The organism is Flavobacterium sp. XGLA_31, from assembly GCF_051547105.1.
Classification (GTDB): Bacteria; Bacteroidota; Bacteroidia; order Flavobacteriales; family Flavobacteriaceae; genus Flavobacterium.
Genome location: NZ_JBPTTM010000003.1, coordinates 241,573 through 259,804, shown reverse-complemented (window position 1 = coordinate 259,804; position 18,232 = coordinate 241,573). Strand labels below are relative to the sequence as shown.

9 protein-coding genes are annotated in these 18,232 nt (G+C 42.7%); all 9 read left to right on the top strand.

Annotated elements, in window-relative coordinates; translation table 11 throughout:
- Position 1: 1 nt before the first annotated feature.
- The 9 genes from nusG (at position 2) to ACSVH6_RS07590 (ending at position 18,021) form a co-directional block, all read left to right on the top strand.
- Positions 2-553: a transcription termination/antitermination protein NusG gene (gene nusG / locus ACSVH6_RS07630; RefSeq protein ID WP_438077149.1), complete on the top strand. Its 552-nt coding sequence runs from the start codon at positions 2-4 to the stop codon at positions 551-553.
- A 66-nt stretch (positions 554-619) separates the two neighbouring features.
- Positions 620-1,066: a 50S ribosomal protein L11 gene (gene rplK, locus ACSVH6_RS07625; protein ID WP_438077147.1), complete on the top strand. Its 447-nt coding sequence runs from the start codon at positions 620-622 to the stop codon at positions 1,064-1,066.
- A gap of 3 nt (positions 1,067-1,069) precedes the next feature.
- Positions 1,070-1,759, top strand: coding sequence for a 50S ribosomal protein L1 (gene rplA / locus ACSVH6_RS07620; protein ID WP_438077145.1), 690 nt, complete (start codon positions 1,070-1,072; stop codon positions 1,757-1,759).
- Between the two features lie 23 nt (positions 1,760-1,782).
- On the top strand, positions 1,783-2,283 hold the full coding sequence (gene rplJ, locus ACSVH6_RS07615) for a 50S ribosomal protein L10 (protein ID WP_438077143.1): 501 nt from the start codon (positions 1,783-1,785) through the stop codon (positions 2,281-2,283).
- Positions 2,284-2,338: 55 nt separating this feature from the next.
- On the top strand, positions 2,339-2,710 hold the full coding sequence (gene rplL, locus ACSVH6_RS07610; protein WP_438077141.1) for a 50S ribosomal protein L7/L12: 372 nt from the start codon (positions 2,339-2,341) through the stop codon (positions 2,708-2,710).
- Positions 2,711-2,965: 255 nt separating this feature from the next.
- On the top strand, positions 2,966-6,778 hold the full coding sequence (rpoB, locus tag ACSVH6_RS07605) for a DNA-directed RNA polymerase subunit beta (protein WP_438077139.1): 3,813 nt from the start codon (positions 2,966-2,968) through the stop codon (positions 6,776-6,778).
- Between the two features lie 84 nt (positions 6,779-6,862).
- Entirely contained in the window at positions 6,863-11,167 is a 4,305-nt protein-coding gene (rpoC, locus tag ACSVH6_RS07600; protein ID WP_438077137.1) for a DNA-directed RNA polymerase subunit beta', read from the top strand.
- 2 nt (positions 11,168-11,169) lie between these two features.
- A complete protein-coding gene (locus ACSVH6_RS07595; RefSeq protein WP_438077135.1) occupies positions 11,170-11,478 on the top strand; it encodes a DUF3467 domain-containing protein in 309 nt (102 codons plus the stop codon).
- Between the two features lie 741 nt (positions 11,479-12,219).
- Positions 12,220-18,021, top strand: coding sequence for a T9SS sorting signal type C domain-containing protein (locus ACSVH6_RS07590; RefSeq protein ID WP_438077133.1), 5,802 nt, complete (start codon positions 12,220-12,222; stop codon positions 18,019-18,021).
- Positions 18,022-18,232: the final 211 nt, after the last annotated feature.

The window sequence follows — 18,232 nt, the reverse complement described above, 5'->3', positions numbered from 1 at the left end:
AATGGCTGATAATAATGTGAAAAAATGGTATGTGGTTAGAGCTGTAAGCGGACAGGAAAACAAAGTCAAAGCTTACATCGAAACTGAAATCAACCGTTTAGGAATGGCAGATTACATTTCTCAGGTGCTTGTGCCTACCGAAAAAGTGGTTCAGGTTAGAGACGGTAAAAAGATAGCTAAGGATAAAGTATATTTTCCGGGTTATGTCATGATTGAAGCTAATTTGGTTGGTGAGATACCACATATTATTAAATCAATCACCGGTGTGATTGGGTTCTTAGGTGAAGTCAAAGGAGGGGATCCTGTGCCTTTACGTATGTCTGAGGTTAACAGAATGCTGGGTAAAGTTGATGAGTTGGCAGTTAACACCGATACTCAAAACATACCATTCAACATCGGAGAAACTATCAAAGTGGTTGATGGGCCTTTCAATGGTTTCAACGGAACTATTGAGAAAATAAATGATGAGAAGCGTAAACTTGAAGTAATGGTTAAAATTTTCGGAAGAAAGACTCCATTAGAGTTGAGTTTTATGCAAGTTGAAAAAGTATAATTTTTGTTACATATATTATAACACGCGTCAATCGCTTCCAATTGAGAGATGCAAAATTTTTAAACAATGGCTAAAGAAATTAGTAAAGTAGTTAAACTACAAGTTAAGGGAGGTGCTGCGAACCCGTCGCCACCGGTTGGACCTGCTTTGGGAGCTGCTGGGGTTAATATCATGGAGTTCTGTAAGCAGTTCAATGCCAGAACACAAGATCAACCCGGCAAAGTGTTACCGGTACAAATTACCGTGTACAAAGACAAATCGTTTGATTTTGTCGTGAAAACTCCACCTGCTGCAATTCAGTTATTGGATGCTGCTAAAGTTAAATCCGGTTCCGGAGAGCCAAATCGTCGTAAAGTGGGCAGCGTAAGCTGGGACCAAATTAAAACGATTGCTGAGGATAAAATGCCTGATTTAAATGCATTCACTATCGAATCTGCTATGAGCATGGTTGCTGGAACAGCTCGATCAATGGGATTAACTGTAACTGGAGATTCTCCGCTAAAACAAGCGTAAGACATGGCAAAATTGACAAAAAAACAAAAAGAGGCTGCTGCAAAGATTGAGAAAAACAAATTGTATTCTTTAAAAGACGCTTCGTCTTTATTGAAAACTGTTGCTTCTGCAAAATTTGACGAGTCTGTAGACATTGCTGTTCGTTTAGGAGTAGATCCAAGAAAAGCAAATCAAATGGTAAGAGGTGTTGTAACCCTTCCTCACGGAACCGGTAAAGATACTAAAGTGTTGGCTTTGGTTACTCCGGATAAAGAAGCGGAAGCAAAAGCTGCCGGAGCTGATCACGTAGGATTGGATGATTACCTTCAAAAAATTAAAGATGGTTGGACTGACGTTGATGTTATCATCACGATGCCGGCTATCATGGGTAAATTAGGTCCGTTAGGACGTGTATTAGGTCCAAGAGGTTTAATGCCAAACCCTAAAACAGGAACAGTAACTATGGAGATAGGAAAAGCTGTTGCTGAAGTAAAAGCGGGTAAAATCGACTTTAAAGTGGATAAAACCGGAATCGTTCATGCCGGAATCGGAAGAATTTCTTTCGAAGCTGACAAGATTGTAGATAACGCTCACGAAATTATTCAAACACTAGTTAAATTGAAACCAACTGCAGCTAAAGGTACATATATCAAGTCTATTCACTTGTCAAGTACTATGAGCCCTGCTATTGCTTTAGATCCTAAAGCAGTATAATTGGTAGTTAAAAACATTTTATTATGACAAGAGAAGAAAAATCAATCGCGATAGAAGATTTAACTGCTAAGTTGGCTGAAAGTAATATAGTTTATATTGCTGACACCTCTGGGTTAGACGCAGAAACTACTTCCAACTTAAGAAGAGCTTGTTTTAAAGCTGGGATTAAATTAGAGGTAGTAAAAAACACTTTGCTTGAAAAAGCAATGGAAGCTTCAGCTAATGATTACGGTGACTTGGCTTCTGTATTAAAAGGAAACTCTTCCATTTTTATTGCAGACGTTGCTAACGCTCCGGCCAAAATCATTAAAGACTTTAGAAAGAAATCAGACAAACCTGTTTTCAAAGGTGCTTACATCAACCAAGAGATCTACATTGGAGACAACTTGTTGGATAGCTTAGCATCACTTAAATCTAAAGAAGAAGTTATTGGAGAAATCATCGGATTACTTCAATCTCCTGCACAACGTATTATTTCAGCGTTATTGAACAATGCTGAACAAAAAGGCGAAGCGGCAGAATAAGTAGAGCAGACTAAAAAAATAATAATTAAAAAGAACATTTTAAACGATAGAAAAAATGGCAGATTTGAAACAATTCGCAGAACAATTAGTTAACTTAACTGTAAAAGAAGTTAATGATTTAGCTACAATATTAAAAGATGAGTATGGTATCGAACCGGCTGCTGCAGCTGTAGTAGTTGCTGCTGGTGGAGATGGTGGTGCTGCTGCTGAAGAGCAAACAGAATTCACTGTAGTATTGAAAGACGCAGGTGCTTCTAAATTAGCAGTAGTTAAAGCTGTAAAAGAATTAACAGGTCTTGGCTTGAAAGAAGCTAAAGATATCGTTGATGGTGCACCAGCAAACATCAAAGAAGGAGTATCTAAAGCAGAAGCTGAAGGTTTGAAAAAATCTTTAGAAGAAGCTGGAGCTGTTGTTGAGTTAAAATAATTCCACACCGGTTTTAGAACTAGGTTTAGGCCTTGGACAAAGCGTCCAAGGGCCTAAACCATTTTTCGTATAATAAAATTATTGTCTTAAATAAAACCAAATACGAAAAGCTTTTAACCCATACGAAGAAAAAAACGAACTAATTTTCCTGGTTTATTTTTAAGAGGTATTGGTTATCAAATAAAGGAAAAGTAGAATCAAGCCTTGTGCTTACACTCAAAAAATTACTTTTTTAAATCAAAATTTTGTCCATTGATGATAACAAATCAGACTGAAAGATTGAATTTTGCCTCTACCAAAAACATACCTCAATATCCCGATTTTCTGGATGTACAGGTAAAATCTTTTAAAGACTTCTTCCAATTGGAAACTAAGTCAGATGAAAGAGGCAACGAAGGTTTATACAACACCTTCATGGAAAACTTTCCAATAACTGATACAAGAAACCAATTTGTATTGGAATTCCTAGATTACTTTGTTGATCCACCACGTTACACTATTCAAGAGTGTATCGAAAGAGGGTTGACGTATAGTGTGCCTTTAAAGGCAAGACTAAAATTGTATTGTACTGACCCGGAGCACGAGGATTTTGAAACGATTGTACAAGATGTATATCTCGGAACCATTCCGTACATGACTCCAAGCGGAACCTTCGTAATCAACGGAGCTGAGCGTGTGGTTGTATCCCAATTACACCGTTCGCCGGGTGTTTTCTTTGGTCAGTCTTTCCATGCTAACGGGACCAAGTTGTATTCTGCCAGAGTTATTCCTTTCAAAGGATCATGGATTGAATTTGCTACCGATATCAACAGCGTAATGTACGCCTATATCGATAGAAAGAAAAAATTACCTGTTACTACGCTGTTCCGTGCTATCGGATTCGAAAGAGATAAGGACATTCTTGAAATTTTTGATCTTGCAGAAGAAATCAAAGTTTCTAAAACCGGTCTTAAAAAGTACATCGGTAGAAAACTAGCCGCGAGAGTATTGAATACTTGGCACGAAGATTTCGTGGACGAGGATACCGGAGAGGTAGTTTCTATTGAGCGTAATGAAATTATCTTAGATCGTGATACCATCATTGACAAAGACAATGTGGAAGAAATCATCGATTCTAACGTAAAATCTATATTGTTGCACAAAGAGGATAATAACCAAGCGGATTACGCCATTATCCACAACACGCTTCAAAAAGACCCAACTAACTCAGAAAAAGAAGCTGTAGAGCACATTTACCGTCAGTTGCGTAATGCAGAACCGCCTGATGAAGAAACCGCTCGTGGCATTATCGATAAATTATTCTTCTCTGACCAACGTTACAACTTAGGTGAAGTAGGTCGTTACAGAATGAACAAAAAGTTGAACTTGGATATTCCTATGGAAAAACAAGTTTTAACAAAAGAAGACATCATCACGATTGTAAAATATTTGATTGAGTTGATCAACTCTAAAGCAGAGATTGATGATATCGATCACTTGTCTAACCGTCGTGTGCGTACTGTAGGCGAGCAATTGTCTCAACAGTTCGGTGTTGGATTGGCCCGTATGGCCCGTACTATTCGTGAAAGAATGAACGTTAGAGATAACGAGGTGTTTACCCCGATCGATTTGATCAATGCTAAAACATTGTCATCGGTAATCAACTCTTTCTTTGGTACGAACCAGTTATCACAGTTTATGGACCAAACAAATCCATTGGCTGAGATTACACACAAAAGAAGATTGTCTGCCCTTGGACCAGGAGGTCTTTCCCGTGAAAGAGCCGGTTTCGAGGTGCGTGACGTTCACTATACGCACTATGGTCGTTTGTGTCCGATTGAAACGCCTGAGGGACCAAACATCGGTTTGATTTCGTCTCTTGGAGTGTATGCGAAAGTAAACGGAATGGGATTCATTGAAACCCCTTACCGCGAAGTGAAAAACGGAACCGTTGATTTAACATCTGAACCAATTTATTTGAGCGCTGAAGAAGAGGAAGGTAAGATGATTGCTCAAGCTAATATTGAAATGGATGCTAAAGGTAAGATTACAGCAGATAAAGTAATTGCCCGTGAAGAAGGTGATTTCCCTGTAGTTGATCCGAGTGAAATTCACTACACTGACGTAGCACCAAACCAAATCGCTTCGATTTCCGCCTCGTTGATTCCGTTCTTGGAGCATGATGATGCGAACCGTGCGTTGATGGGATCTAACATGATGCGTCAGGCCGTACCATTATTACGTCCTGAAGCACCAATCGTAGGAACCGGTTTAGAGCGCCAAGTGGCTTCTGATTCCAGAGTATTAATCAATGCAGAAGGCAACGGTACAGTTGAGTACGTTGATGCCAATATGATTACGATTAAATACGACAGAACGGAAGAAGAACGAATGGTGAGCTTTGACCCGGATGAAAAAACATACCAATTAATCAAGTTCAGAAAAACCAACCAAAGTACGTCTATCAACCTGAAACCTATCGTAAGAAAAGGAGACCGAGTGAAATTAGGACAAGTACTTTGTGAAGGTTATGCTACGCAAAACGGAGAGCTGGCTTTGGGTAGAAACCTTAAAGTAGCGTTCATGCCTTGGAAAGGGTATAACTTCGAGGATGCGATTGTAATTTCTGAAAAAGTAGTTCGTGATGATATCTTCACGTCTATCCACGTAGATGATTATTCTTTGGAGGTAAGAGATACTAAATTAGGAAACGAAGAGTTGACTAATGATATCCCGAACGTTTCTGAAGAAGCTACGAAAGACTTGGATGAAAACGGTATGATCAGAATCGGAGCCGAGGTTAAGCCTGGTGACATTCTAATCGGAAAAATTACACCAAAAGGAGAATCAGATCCTACGCCGGAAGAGAAGTTATTGAGAGCTATCTTCGGTGATAAAGCAGGTGATGTGAAAGATGCTTCCTTGAAAGCTTCTCCATCCTTACACGGTGTGGTTTTAGATAAAAAATTATTCGCGAGAGCGGTAAAAGATAAAAAGAAACGTACCAAGGATAAAGACGATTTGACGTCTTTAGAAATGGAATTCGAAACCAAATTTGTAGAGTTAAAAGACAAATTGGTTGACAAATTATTCAACATTGTGAACGGAAAAACATCGCAAGGTGTAATGAATGATTTGGGTGAAGAAGTATTGCCAAAAGGTAAAAAATACACTCAAAAAATGTTACATGCGGTGGAAGATTTCGCTCACTTAACCAAAGGACAGTGGGTTGCGGATGAAGAAACTAATAACTTAGTGAACGACTTAATCCACAACTACAAAATCAAGTTGAATGACTTGCAAGGTGCTTTGAGAAGAGAGAAATTCACCATCACTGTTGGAGATGAATTACCTGCCGGAATTTTGAAATTAGCGAAAGTATATATCGCTAAGAAACGTAAATTGAAAGTAGGGGATAAGATGGCGGGACGTCACGGAAACAAAGGTATTGTGGCTCGTATCGTTCGTCATGAAGATATGCCGTTCTTAGAAGACGGAACACCGGTAGATATCGTATTGAATCCACTTGGGGTACCATCTCGTATGAACATCGGTCAGATTTATGAAACGGTATTAGGATGGGCCGGTATGAACTTGGGTAGAAAATTTGCTACGCCAATCTTCGACGGAGCTACCCTTGACCAAATCAATGAATTGACAGATGAGGCAGGCATTCCACGTTTCGGTCATACGTATTTGTATGACGGTGGTACCGGGGAGCGTTTCCACCAACCGGCAACGGTAGGGGTAATCTACATGTTGAAATTAGGACACATGGTAGATGACAAAATGCACGCCCGTTCTATAGGTCCATACTCGTTGATTACGCAACAGCCGTTAGGAGGTAAAGCTCAGTTCGGAGGTCAGCGTTTCGGAGAGATGGAGGTTTGGGCACTTGAAGCTTATGGAGCCTCAAGTACGCTTAGAGAAATTTTGACTGTTAAATCGGATGACGTAATCGGTAGAGCCAAAACTTACGAAGCTATCGTTAAGGGAGAAACTATGCCGGAGCCAGGATTACCGGAATCATTCAATGTATTGATGCATGAATTGAAAGGTCTTGGATTAGACATCAGATTAGAAGAATAATATTTTAGTAATCAGTGGTCAGTGGTCAGTATTCAGTACTGATCACTGCACACTGCAAACTGAACACTTTAAAAGTTTACGACTATGATGAATAGAAATAAAGATACTAAAAATACGATCAAAAGATTTGACAGAATCTCGATAGGATTGGCTTCTCCTGAATCTATCTTGGCGGAGTCAAGAGGGGAAGTGTTAAAACCTGAAACAATCAACTATAGAACACACAAACCAGAGCGTGACGGACTTTTCTGTGAACGAATCTTCGGTCCGGTAAAAGACTTCGAATGTGCTTGTGGTAAATACAAAAGAATCCGTTACAAAGGAATCGTTTGTGACCGTTGTGGAGTTGAAGTAACCGAGAAAAAAGTACGTCGTGACCGTGTAGGACACATCAACCTGGTGGTGCCTATTGCTCACATCTGGTACTTCCGTTCGTTACCGAACAAAATTGGTTATATCCTTGGATTGCCGTCTAAAAAATTAGACATGATTATTTACTACGAAAGATACGTAGTAATCCAAGCCGGTATTGCCAAAAATGTAGATGGCGAGCCATTAGAGAAATTAGATTTCTTAACTGAAGAAGAGTATTTGAATATTTTGGATACCCTTCCGATGGAAAACCAATATTTAGATGATACCGATCCGAATAAATTCATCGCCAAAATGGGTGCTGAGTGTATTATGGATTTGTTGGCAAGAACTGACTTAGATGCTTTGTCATACGAGTTACGTCACAGCGCTAACAACGAAACATCTAAACAACGTAAGACAGAAGCGTTAAAAAGATTACAAGTAGTAGAGTCTTTCCGTGAGTCGAACCTAAACAGAGAGAACCGTCCGGAGTGGATGATTCTGAAAGTAATTCCGGTGATTCCGCCAGAATTGCGTCCGTTGGTGCCGCTTGACGGAGGTCGTTTTGCGACTTCGGATTTGAACGACTTGTACCGAAGAGTAATCATCCGTAACAACCGTTTGAAACGATTGATGGAGATTAAAGCTCCGGAAGTAATCTTGAGAAACGAGAAACGTATGTTGCAGGAATCAGTAGATTCACTATTCGACAACACGCGTAAAGCTTCTGCGGTTAAAACAGAATCAAACAGACCATTGAAATCCCTTTCGGATTCCTTGAAAGGTAAGCAAGGTCGTTTCCGTCAAAACTTATTAGGAAAACGTGTGGATTATTCTGCTCGTTCGGTAATTGTTGTTGGACCGGAAATGAAATTGTTTGAATGTGGTTTGCCAAAAGATATGGCGGCGGAACTGTACAAACCATTCGTTATTCGAAAATTAATCGAAAGAGGAATTGTTAAGACTGTTAAGTCGGCTAAGAAAATCATCGACAAAAAAGAGCCGGTAGTTTGGGATATCCTTGAGAATGTAATCAAAGGACACCCTGTATTACTGAACCGTGCTCCTACGTTGCACCGTTTGGGTATCCAAGCGTTCCAGCCTAAATTGATTGAAGGAAAAGCAATCCAGTTACACCCGTTAGTATGTACGGCGTTCAACGCGGATTTCGACGGTGACCAGATGGCGGTACACTTGCCATTAGGACCTGAAGCCATCTTAGAAGCGCAATTGTTAATGTTGGCTTCACACAATATTTTGAACCCTGCGAACGGAGCACCGATTACGGTACCTTCTCAGGACATGGTATTGGGTCTGTACTACATGACCAAAGAAAGATTGTCTACTCCGGAGCACAAAATTTTAGGAGAAGGCTTAACGTTCTATTCAGCTGAAGAGGTAAACATTGCGTTGAACGAAGGAAGATTAGAATTGAATGCCCGTGTGAAAATCAGAGCGAAAGATTTTAATGAAAATGGGGAATTGGTATACCAAATTATCCAAACTACTGCCGGTAGAGTATTATTTAACGAAGTAGTACCACAGGCAGCCGGATACATCAATGAGGTATTGACCAAAAAATCATTACGTGATATCATCGGGAAAATCCTGGCGGTAACTGACGTTCCTACGACAGCAGCCTTCTTGGATGAGATGAAAGATATGGGATATAAATTTGCCTTCAAAGGAGGATTGTCCTTCTCATTAGGGGATATCAAAATTCCGGACCAAAAAGGACAATTGATTGCCGATGCCCGCGAGCAGGTAGACGGTATTTCGATGAACTATAACATGGGTCTTATCACCAACAACGAACGTTACAACCAAGTTATTGACATCTGGACTTCTGCCAATGCGCAATTGACAGAGTTGGCTATGAAAAATATCCGCGAAGACCAACAAGGGTTCAACTCGGTATATATGATGCTTGACTCCGGAGCGCGTGGATCGAAAGAGCAGATTCGTCAGTTGACCGGTATGCGTGGTTTGATGGCTAAGCCGAAAAAATCAACCGCCGGTGGTGGTGAAATTATCGAGAACCCGATTCTTTCCAACTTTAAAGAAGGACTTTCCATCTTAGAGTACTTTATCTCTACGCACGGTGCCCGTAAGGGTCTTGCGGATACCGCTTTGAAAACGGCAGATGCCGGTTACTTAACTCGTCGTTTACATGACGTTTCTCAAGACGTAATTGTAAACTCGGTTGATTGTGGTACGTTGAGAGGAATTGAAGTTTCGGCTTTGAAGAAAAATGAAGAAATCGTTGAAACCTTAGGAGAAAGAATTCTTGGACGTGTAGCGTTACAGGATGTGATTAATCCTTTGAACAATGACATATTAGTACACTCCGGAGAACAAATTACGGAAGCTATTGTGAAGGCGATTGAAGAATCTCCTGTTGAAAAAGTAGAAGTTCGTTCGCCGTTGACGTGTGAGGCTAAAAAAGGAATCTGTGCGAAATGTTACGGACGTAACTTAGCCACCGGAAAAATGACTCAAAAAGGAGAAGCTGTCGGAGTAATCGCAGCACAATCCATTGGAGAGCCGGGTACTCAGTTGACACTTCGTACGTTCCACGTAGGAGGGGTTGCCGGAGGAGTTTCTGAAGAATCAAGCATCATCGCAAGATTTGGCGGAAAACTGGAAATCGAAGATTTGAAAACAGTAGTAGGTGAGGACAATGACGGTAACAAAGTGGATATCGTAGTGTCTCGTTCTACAGAGTTGAAATTGGTAGACGTGAAAACCGGAATCTTATTGAGCACACACAACATTCCTTACGGTTCGATCATCAGCGTGAAAGACGGTGATGTGGTAGACAAAGGAGCGGTAATCTGTAAATGGGATCCATATAACGGGGTTATTGTTTCGGAATTCACCGGAAAAATTGCTTACGAAGATTTAGAACAAGGACAATCGTTCCAGGTGGAAATCGATGAGCAAACCGGATTCCAGGAAAAAGTAATTTCGGAAGGAAGAAATAAAAAGTTAATCCCTACCTTATTAGTATACGGTAAAGACGGTGAGTTAATCCGTTCGTACAACCTACCGGTAGGAGCCCACTTGATGGTAGAAGACGGTGAGAAAATCAAAGCCGGTAAAATCTTAGTAAAAATTCCGCGTCGTTCTTCTAAAGCAGGCGATATCACGGGAGGTCTTCCAAGAATTACCGAGTTGTTAGAAGCTCGTAACCCATCGAACCCGGCTGTAGTATCAGAGATTGACGGAGTAGTATCTTTTGGTAAAATCAAAAGAGGTAACCGTGAGATCATCATTGAATCTAAGTTTGGTGAAGTGAAGAAATACCTCGTAAAATTATCAAGTCAAATCTTAGTACAAGAGAATGACTTCGTAAAAGCGGGTGTGCCATTGTCTGACGGTGCGATTACACCGGATGATATCTTAAGAATTCAGGGACCATCAGCTGTTCAGCAGTATTTGGTAAATGAAATCCAAGAGGTGTACCGTTTACAAGGGGTAAAAATCAATGACAAACACTTTGAAGTAGTGATTCGTCAAATGATGCGTAAAGTACAAGTTCAGGATCCGGGAGATACCCTATTCTTAGAAGAGCAATTAATCCACACTTCTGATTTCTTAGAAGAAAACGATAAATTGTACGGAATGAAAGTGGTGGAAGATGCCGGAGATTCTGAGAACCTGAAACCGGGTCAAATTGTAACACCGCGTGAGTTGCGTGATGAAAATTCATTATTGAAACGCAACGATAAAAACATGGTCGTAGCCCGTGATGTGATCACCGCTACTGCAACACCGGTATTACAAGGAATCACCAGAGCTTCGTTACAAACGAAATCATTCATCTCGGCAGCGTCCTTCCAGGAAACAACTAAAGTATTGAACGAAGCGGCTGTAGCCGGTAAAGTAGATACCTTAGAAGGTCTGAAAGAAAATGTGATCGTAGGTCACAGAATTCCTGCCGGAACCGGTATGAGAGATTACGATCACACCATTGTAGGTTCGAAAGAAGACTACAATGAAATCATGGCTAACAAAGAAGAATACATCTATTAATCATGAGTGATCAAAATACACAAGGACAAATCAACATCGAGCTGGATGAGAAAGTAGCCGAAGGAATTTATTCCAACCTGGCCATCATCAACCATTCCGCTTCTGAATTTGTAGTTGATTTTGTAACCCTGATGCCGGGGGTGCCTAAAGCCAAAGTGAAGTCGCGCATTGTTTTGACGCCACAACACGCCAAACGATTTTTGAAGGCGTTGGGGGAAAACATCCACCGTTACGAATTGGCCAATGGCGAAATTAAAGACACCGAGCAGCCGCAAGTTCCGTTGAACTTTGGCCCGGCCGGACAAGCCTAACAAACTTAAACTTGTTACATACCAAGCCCCTCCTTACCGGAGGGGCTTTTTTTTGGACTCGTTTTTCCTGCTCCTCAGGAGGAGGGGCGTTCCGGCTCAGTAAGACTTGAGCAACTGTTCCTGAACAGTTCACTTATTGACCGCGGTCAATTCATCAATTTACCGCGGTAACTTGCCTCATTGACCGCGGTCAATTTCCAAGCGCGGCCTGACGACTGTTATGGGTGTTGCGGAAGGCTGTGCCTGCTGCTCAGGAGGAAAGGGATTTGGGTTTGGGATAACGTGTTGTATTACTTTTAGTTAGGGGTGAAAATCAACAAAAAGACCGTTTTTTATTTTAACAAGAGAATAGCGATTGAAACTCAGTGGCTTTTTTAGGGATTACGTAAGGAATGTTGGCTTTTTAATAATATTTTATTAACATTTCTTGTAAAGTATTGATTAATTGTTAATTTAGCGTGCCGAATATTCCAAGAAAACGTTAATTTTAAAACAGTTTTCACCAGCTAACCCCTGAAGTGTAATAATTCGCTTATATATTATGAAATGTTTCCGCCTGATGGTCGACAGTTATGTCTTATTGGTCGGTGCTTTTGACATTTTATCGAAAAGTGGTTAATTTTCGGTAAAATGATTGTTAACAGTATGTTGAATAAATGTAATTTTAACATCTTAACCGTTAGGGAATGGGCAGGGATGCTTGTTCCATATAAACTATTAAATACCACAAAAAAACAAACTATGAAAAAAACTTTACTTTCACCCCCAAGTAAATGGTTTACAAGTTTATCCCGAAAATCTACCCGACTGCTGTATACCTTAGTATTGGTACTGGGCTTTAGTGTATACACACAGGCACAGTGCGGCGCGTATCAAGTGTTTGAGAGTTTTAAGGGAGTTAATCCAGGCGGGACACCGACAGCAAGTATTCCTACTACAGTTGCTTATTCAGGAGGAACTTGGTATGGTTACGGTGTTTCTGCTACCAGTACTACTACCAATTGTTATAGTGGTACAAGATGTTTGACTTTTACAGGGACTACTAATCCTTATATTATTACCCCTTTGATTTCCTCTGCGTCTTCGTCAACGATAAACTTATCCTTTTATTACAGAAACGTATCGGGAACCAATACTTCTACCATGGTTGTTGAATATGCCACACCGGCCCAATATACTCCGGGAGTGACAGATCCTACCACGGTTACTTGGACACAGATTGGTTCGACTATTACGAATAATGTTTCGGCTTCTTATGCACAGTTTACTGCCTCTATTTCACCAGGTGCTACGGGTTATTATGTGCGAATCAGAAGAACAAATGGAACGACTTCTCCAAATAATGCGGTGCCTTTGATTGACGACTTGTCTTGGTCGTCTGCTACTTTGTCGGAAAACAGCGTTTTTGTAATGCCGAGACAAACAGTGGCGGGAGCTACTTCGTGTTCTACTGCGGCCTTACCGGCCAACTCTACCTATAGTTTTTATGATAACGGGGGACTTGATGATAACTACGGCGGACAAATGCCTGCCTCTATCAATCAGGATCATACCATGACCTTTATGCCGGCTGCCGGCCAACAAATAGAATTAACGTTTGTTTCGTATAACGTAGCCGCGACTCCAACGGGAGCCATCACCATTACCAATGCCGATAGTGCCCTGTCCAATTACAATACCAATTCATTACCCACTACTACCGTATATACTTCGGTTGCGGGGAATGGGAGTGTGAGCGTACAGTTCACCACTACCGGTACGACAGGTCTTGGTTTTGAAATCACGGTAAAATCGAAACCAATCGTTTCGACTTGTTCCAATATTGCTTCGGCCACGGTTACCAATATTGCCTACAACTCAGCCGAGTTGGATTGGCCGGTACCGGGAACCCCGCCAAGTGGCTATGATTATTATGTGTCTACGACCAACAGTGCTCCGGGGAACGGTGCTTTAACGGCTTCCAGTACTACTTCGCTTCAGGCGGGTAACGTTTCGGGAGGTTCAACCGCTTTGTTCAATGTGACCGGTTTGGCCAGTAGTACCACGTATTATGCCTGGGTGCGTTCCAATTGTGGTTCGTCCTATGGAAACTGGGTGCAGATTACCGGGAATTCGTTTACCACGCTTTGTGCTCCGGTAGGGATTCCGTATGTGGAAGACTTTGACGGCTCGTTGAGTTTGCCTACCTGTACCACGACCACTTCGGGTTCGTATGGTATCGGAACTGCTTCAGGAACCAACTATTATTTTAACGCGGCTGTGGGAACCTATTTTTTCAGCAAGCCCTTGACTTTAGATTCGACTAAAATATACCGTTTGTCTTTTGACTACAGTAGTTCGACCAACCAGTCTACTACAATCAAAGCCTATTACGGGAAAACCAATTACGCGGCCACTTCGGCTAACGTAGCTTCATTGTTGGCTACGGTAACCACGACCTCTTCTACAGCGGCTACCTCTAAATCGTATTTCAAACCTGCGGCGAATGCTACCTATTATATAGGTATCGCTGTGACGAGTATTGCAGGAGGTGCCTTTAAGATGGATAACCTGAAAGTAGAAGAAGTGCCTTGTTGGCCGGCGGCCACTCCGGCAGCCATTACCGGAAGTTCTATCCCATGTCCGTTAACGAGTCAGGTGTATTCTACTACGGCTAATGCTTCGGCAGGGACTACCACAACAGATGGGGTAGCCAATGCCAGTACTACGGCCACCTCGATTACCTGGACCGTACCGGCAGGATGGGTGATTAATTCCGGACAAGGAACCACCAGTATTACGGCTACTTCAGCGGTAGGAACAGGGGTGTACATCACCGCTACCGGAAACCTGAGCGGTTGTGACGACTCTGTGGCAACCCGTAAAGCGGTAGCCGGGTATTCTATTCCTCCGCAACCGGGAGCTATTACCGGAACCACCACGCTTTGTACCTTGCCTACAGCTTCTTTAGTATATTCTATTACAGCGGTAACAGGAGCTACCAGTTATGTATGGTCTTTCCCTTCGGGTTGGACAGTTACTGCCGGTGGTACGACCAACAGTGTGACCGTGACGGCTACGGCCAGTGCCGTTTCGGGAACGATTTCCGTAACACCTAAAAACTTAACCGGTTGTGCCGGAACCCCACAAACCTTAGCGGTAGTAGTAGGTGCGGTAAACAACGCAACTTGTGCTACAGCTACTACTTTCACGACCTCGATTACCGACCAGGTGCGTTGTTCAGGAACCGACTACTGGTATGCCTATACTCCGGTATGTTCCGGAACGCATAAAATTACGTTAACAGGTTCGGCTCCGGATTTGGATATTTATACGTATGATGTGTGTGGTGGCGCTTGGGTTAACAGACCATATACCGCTTCATCCAATGAAACGATCAACCAAACCCTTACAGCAGGGGTTACCATATATATTAGAGTGAACGTGTTTTCGGGCAGCAACCAATCGTTTACGGTTTCTGTTGCCTCGAATGCGGTAGGAACACCGGCGGCCATTTCAGGTCCGGGTAGTGTTTCGTGTTCATTCATTACCACGACTACCTATTCGATTGCGGCTGTAACAGGCGCTTCTACGTACACCTGGACTATACCGTCAGGATGGACGCTTAACTCCGGACAAGGAACGACTTCCATTGATATAACCACAGACGGACTTACCGCAGGATCTATTTCTGTAGTGGCTTCGGGGGCTTGTGGAACCAGTTTACCAACGACTAAAAACATTGTGATTGGTCAGTTAGGAGCGGCCAGTATTTCGGGAGCTTCCGGACTGTGTGCTTCGGTAGCCAATACTACTTATACGGTGGCGAGTGTGACTGATGCAACCAACTATACCTGGTCATTCCCTTCGGGTTGGAATATAGTTTCAGGACAGGGAACTACTTCGGTAACCGTTACGCCTTCCACAACCAGTGGCAATGTGTCGGTAGTAGTAACGGGTCCGTGTGGAGATAGTTTGCCTACTACTTTGGCGGTGACTACGGCTGCTGCGGTTACGGCTACTCCGGCAAGTGTGTGTGTGGGAGGTTCCGGAACTATGGTGTCTGTGCTTTCGGCATTGACCAGTTTCCCTATTGCCGATATTCCGGTGGGCGCGCCTACTTTTGTGCGTTCCACTTCGGGGACTACTTATACTGCCAGTCAAACGGTAATTTATACGACGCAAACCATCATCCCAACCGTGACCGGTATTTATACTTTTGACGGTTGTGATACCAGTGGAAGAGATACTTTTATTCATATTTATGATGGCTCGTTTAATCCGGCCAGTCCGGCGACCAACTTTATGGCGGCGAATGACGATACCGGTTCTACGGCTTCTTGTAACTTAGATCCGGAGGTAACCGTTACCTTGACAGCGGGTCAACCTTATGTTATTGTATATTGTGTATTCAGCTCATTCACTACTTCGGTATCCGGTATTACCATTACGGTAACACCACCGACAGGAGGAGGCGTACAGTTGGGTACCATCGAATGGTATACTGCTGCCAGTGGAGGTACTGCTATAGGAACCGGCTCACCGTTTAACCCGGTAGGCGTTTCCGGTTCAGGATTGGCAGATACCAATACCGCCGGAACTACGGTGTACTATGCTACCAATTCGTTGAGTTCGTACTGTAGAACGGCGACCAACTTTGTGGTGAATCCAAAACCTACGGTAAACTTGAGTGCAGTAAGTGCGAGCGTTTGTCCGAATTCGTATATTCCGATTACCGTTTCGGGAACCGGAAACACCTATACCTGGACGTCTACCGTGGCGAACAGTTTGTATTCTAATACTTCGGGTACCTTATATGTAGCCGGAACCAATGCTGCTACCGTGTACTTTAAATCGGCTTCGACAGCTACTATTACTGCTACCGGAACCATCACGGCTACGGGTTGTACCGATACGGCCAGCGTTACCTTTACCGTGGTAAACAAAGTGTGGAACGGTGCCTGGACACCTGCCGGTGCTCCTGTGATTACGGACGGATTGACCATTAACGCCAACTACTCCGGCGGTAGTTTATCGGGTTGTAGTTGTAAAGTAAATGCCGGTGCGGTAGTATTCAACAGTGGCGAAACGCTTACCTTGACTAACGAATTGACCGTGTCCGGAGGTTCAGTGACTTTCAATAACGGTTCCAGTTTGTTGCAAACGAACAACGTTACGAATTCCGGAAACATTACATACAAACGTAATTCAACACCTTGTTTCCGTTACGATTATACCTATTGGGCTACTCCGGTAAGTCCGCAAACTTTATATGATGTTTCTCCATTAACCTCTTGGGATGGATTCTTCCAATACAATTCGTCTATTCCGAACTGGCAGGCTATGGCCGGAACCGCTTCTATGACTCCGGGTACAGGATACATTATCCGTGTGCCGGATGATGGTTCTTATCCGTTGACGGCTTCAGCATTGCCACCGGTGGTGTATACGGCCAGCTTTACGGGTGTACCGAATAACGGAACCTATACCCGTTCTATTGTTGGAGGTGCGAATCAGTTGAACTTGTTAGGAAACCCGTATCCGAGTGCTATGAGTGCGTTGGCTTTGGTTTCTGATCCGTTGAATACTTCAGTGCTACACGGAACATTATACTTCTGGACACACAATACGACATTGAATGCGTCGTACCAATACGAAGGCACGGATTATGCGCTATGGAACTCTTTGGGAGGTGTCGCTGCTACCTATCCGGGAGGATTGAACTACAATGTTCCGAACGGTTACATTGCTGCCGGTGAAGGATTCTTCGTGAAAGGATTGGCCAACGGTACCGCTACCTTTAGTAACAGTATGCGTGTGGCCGGAAACAATACCCAATTCTTTAAATCGGCTGCTGCTGCGACGACTTCGTCTTCACCGGTAGGTGAGGTAGAGAAAAGCAGACTTTGGTTGAACATTACCAATCAGGATAATTCGTTCAAACAAATCTTGTTAGGCTATGTTGAAGGCGCTACGACCGGTATGGACCGTGACTTTGACGGAGAAATGGTAGATGTAGGCAAACCGCTTACGTTGTATACTAAAGTAGACGATGTGAAATTGAGCATTCAAGGAAAAGGTTTACCGTTTGATGTAAACGATACTTTTGACTTGTGTTACAAAGCGCAAGCAGAAGGAAGTTGTACTATTTCCATCACCGATATGGACGGATTGTTTACCGAGCAAAACATTTACCTGGAAGATAAATTACTGAACATTACCGTAGATTTGAAAGCCGGTGCTTATACGTTTGCCACTACAGCCGGTACTTTTGAAGATCGCTTCGTGCTTCGTTATACGACCGGTCAGGCGCTGAGTACTCCTCAATTTACGGAACAAAGCGTGGTGGTGTACAAAAACACCCAAGGGCTTCATGTTCAAACCGGCATGCTTCCGATGCAATCCGTTGCGATTTATGATGTTACCGGTCGTTTGATAGTGACCAAAAACAACATCAATGCGACTGAGGTATCGTTCACTGCGTTGCCTAACACCCAACAGGTATTGTTGGTTACTATAACTTCAGAAACCGGTGCCAAGGTAACCAAGAAAGTGGTTTACTAAAAGCGAGCACCGGGCTTTTTAAGCCCAACTTCACCGTTCTGATAGATAACTTTTACTGTCTGTTTTCTCCTGCTGAATGGCCCTTGAGCCTGCAGGAGAAAATGGGCATTTTTACTCTCTGAGGTTCTTTTAAAATTCGGTATTTCCGAAAGCTTTTTTTTGTTGTTTTTTCGTGTTGCGGAATAGGGTTTCACCCCTTGTGACTGTTGTG

What these genes read in the sequence shown, in the direction of transcription:
- nusG (WP_438077149.1), top strand. Translation starts at nt 2, where the DNA reads ATGGCTGATAATAATGTGAAAAAATGGTATGTGGTTAGAGCTGTAAGC.
- ACSVH6_RS07590 (WP_438077133.1), top strand. Translation starts at nt 12,220, where the DNA reads ATGAAAAAAACTTTACTTTCACCCCCAAGTAAATGGTTTACAAGTTTA.
- rpoC (WP_438077137.1), top strand. Translation starts at nt 6,863, where the DNA reads ATGATGAATAGAAATAAAGATACTAAAAATACGATCAAAAGATTTGAC.
- rplL (WP_438077141.1), top strand. Translation starts at nt 2,339, where the DNA reads ATGGCAGATTTGAAACAATTCGCAGAACAATTAGTTAACTTAACTGTA.
- rplA (WP_438077145.1), top strand. Translation starts at nt 1,070, where the DNA reads ATGGCAAAATTGACAAAAAAACAAAAAGAGGCTGCTGCAAAGATTGAG.
- rplJ (WP_438077143.1), top strand. Translation starts at nt 1,783, where the DNA reads ATGACAAGAGAAGAAAAATCAATCGCGATAGAAGATTTAACTGCTAAG.
- rpoB (WP_438077139.1), top strand. Translation starts at nt 2,966, where the DNA reads ATGATAACAAATCAGACTGAAAGATTGAATTTTGCCTCTACCAAAAAC.
- rplK (WP_438077147.1), top strand. Translation starts at nt 620, where the DNA reads ATGGCTAAAGAAATTAGTAAAGTAGTTAAACTACAAGTTAAGGGAGGT.
- ACSVH6_RS07595 (WP_438077135.1), top strand. Translation starts at nt 11,170, where the DNA reads ATGAGTGATCAAAATACACAAGGACAAATCAACATCGAGCTGGATGAG.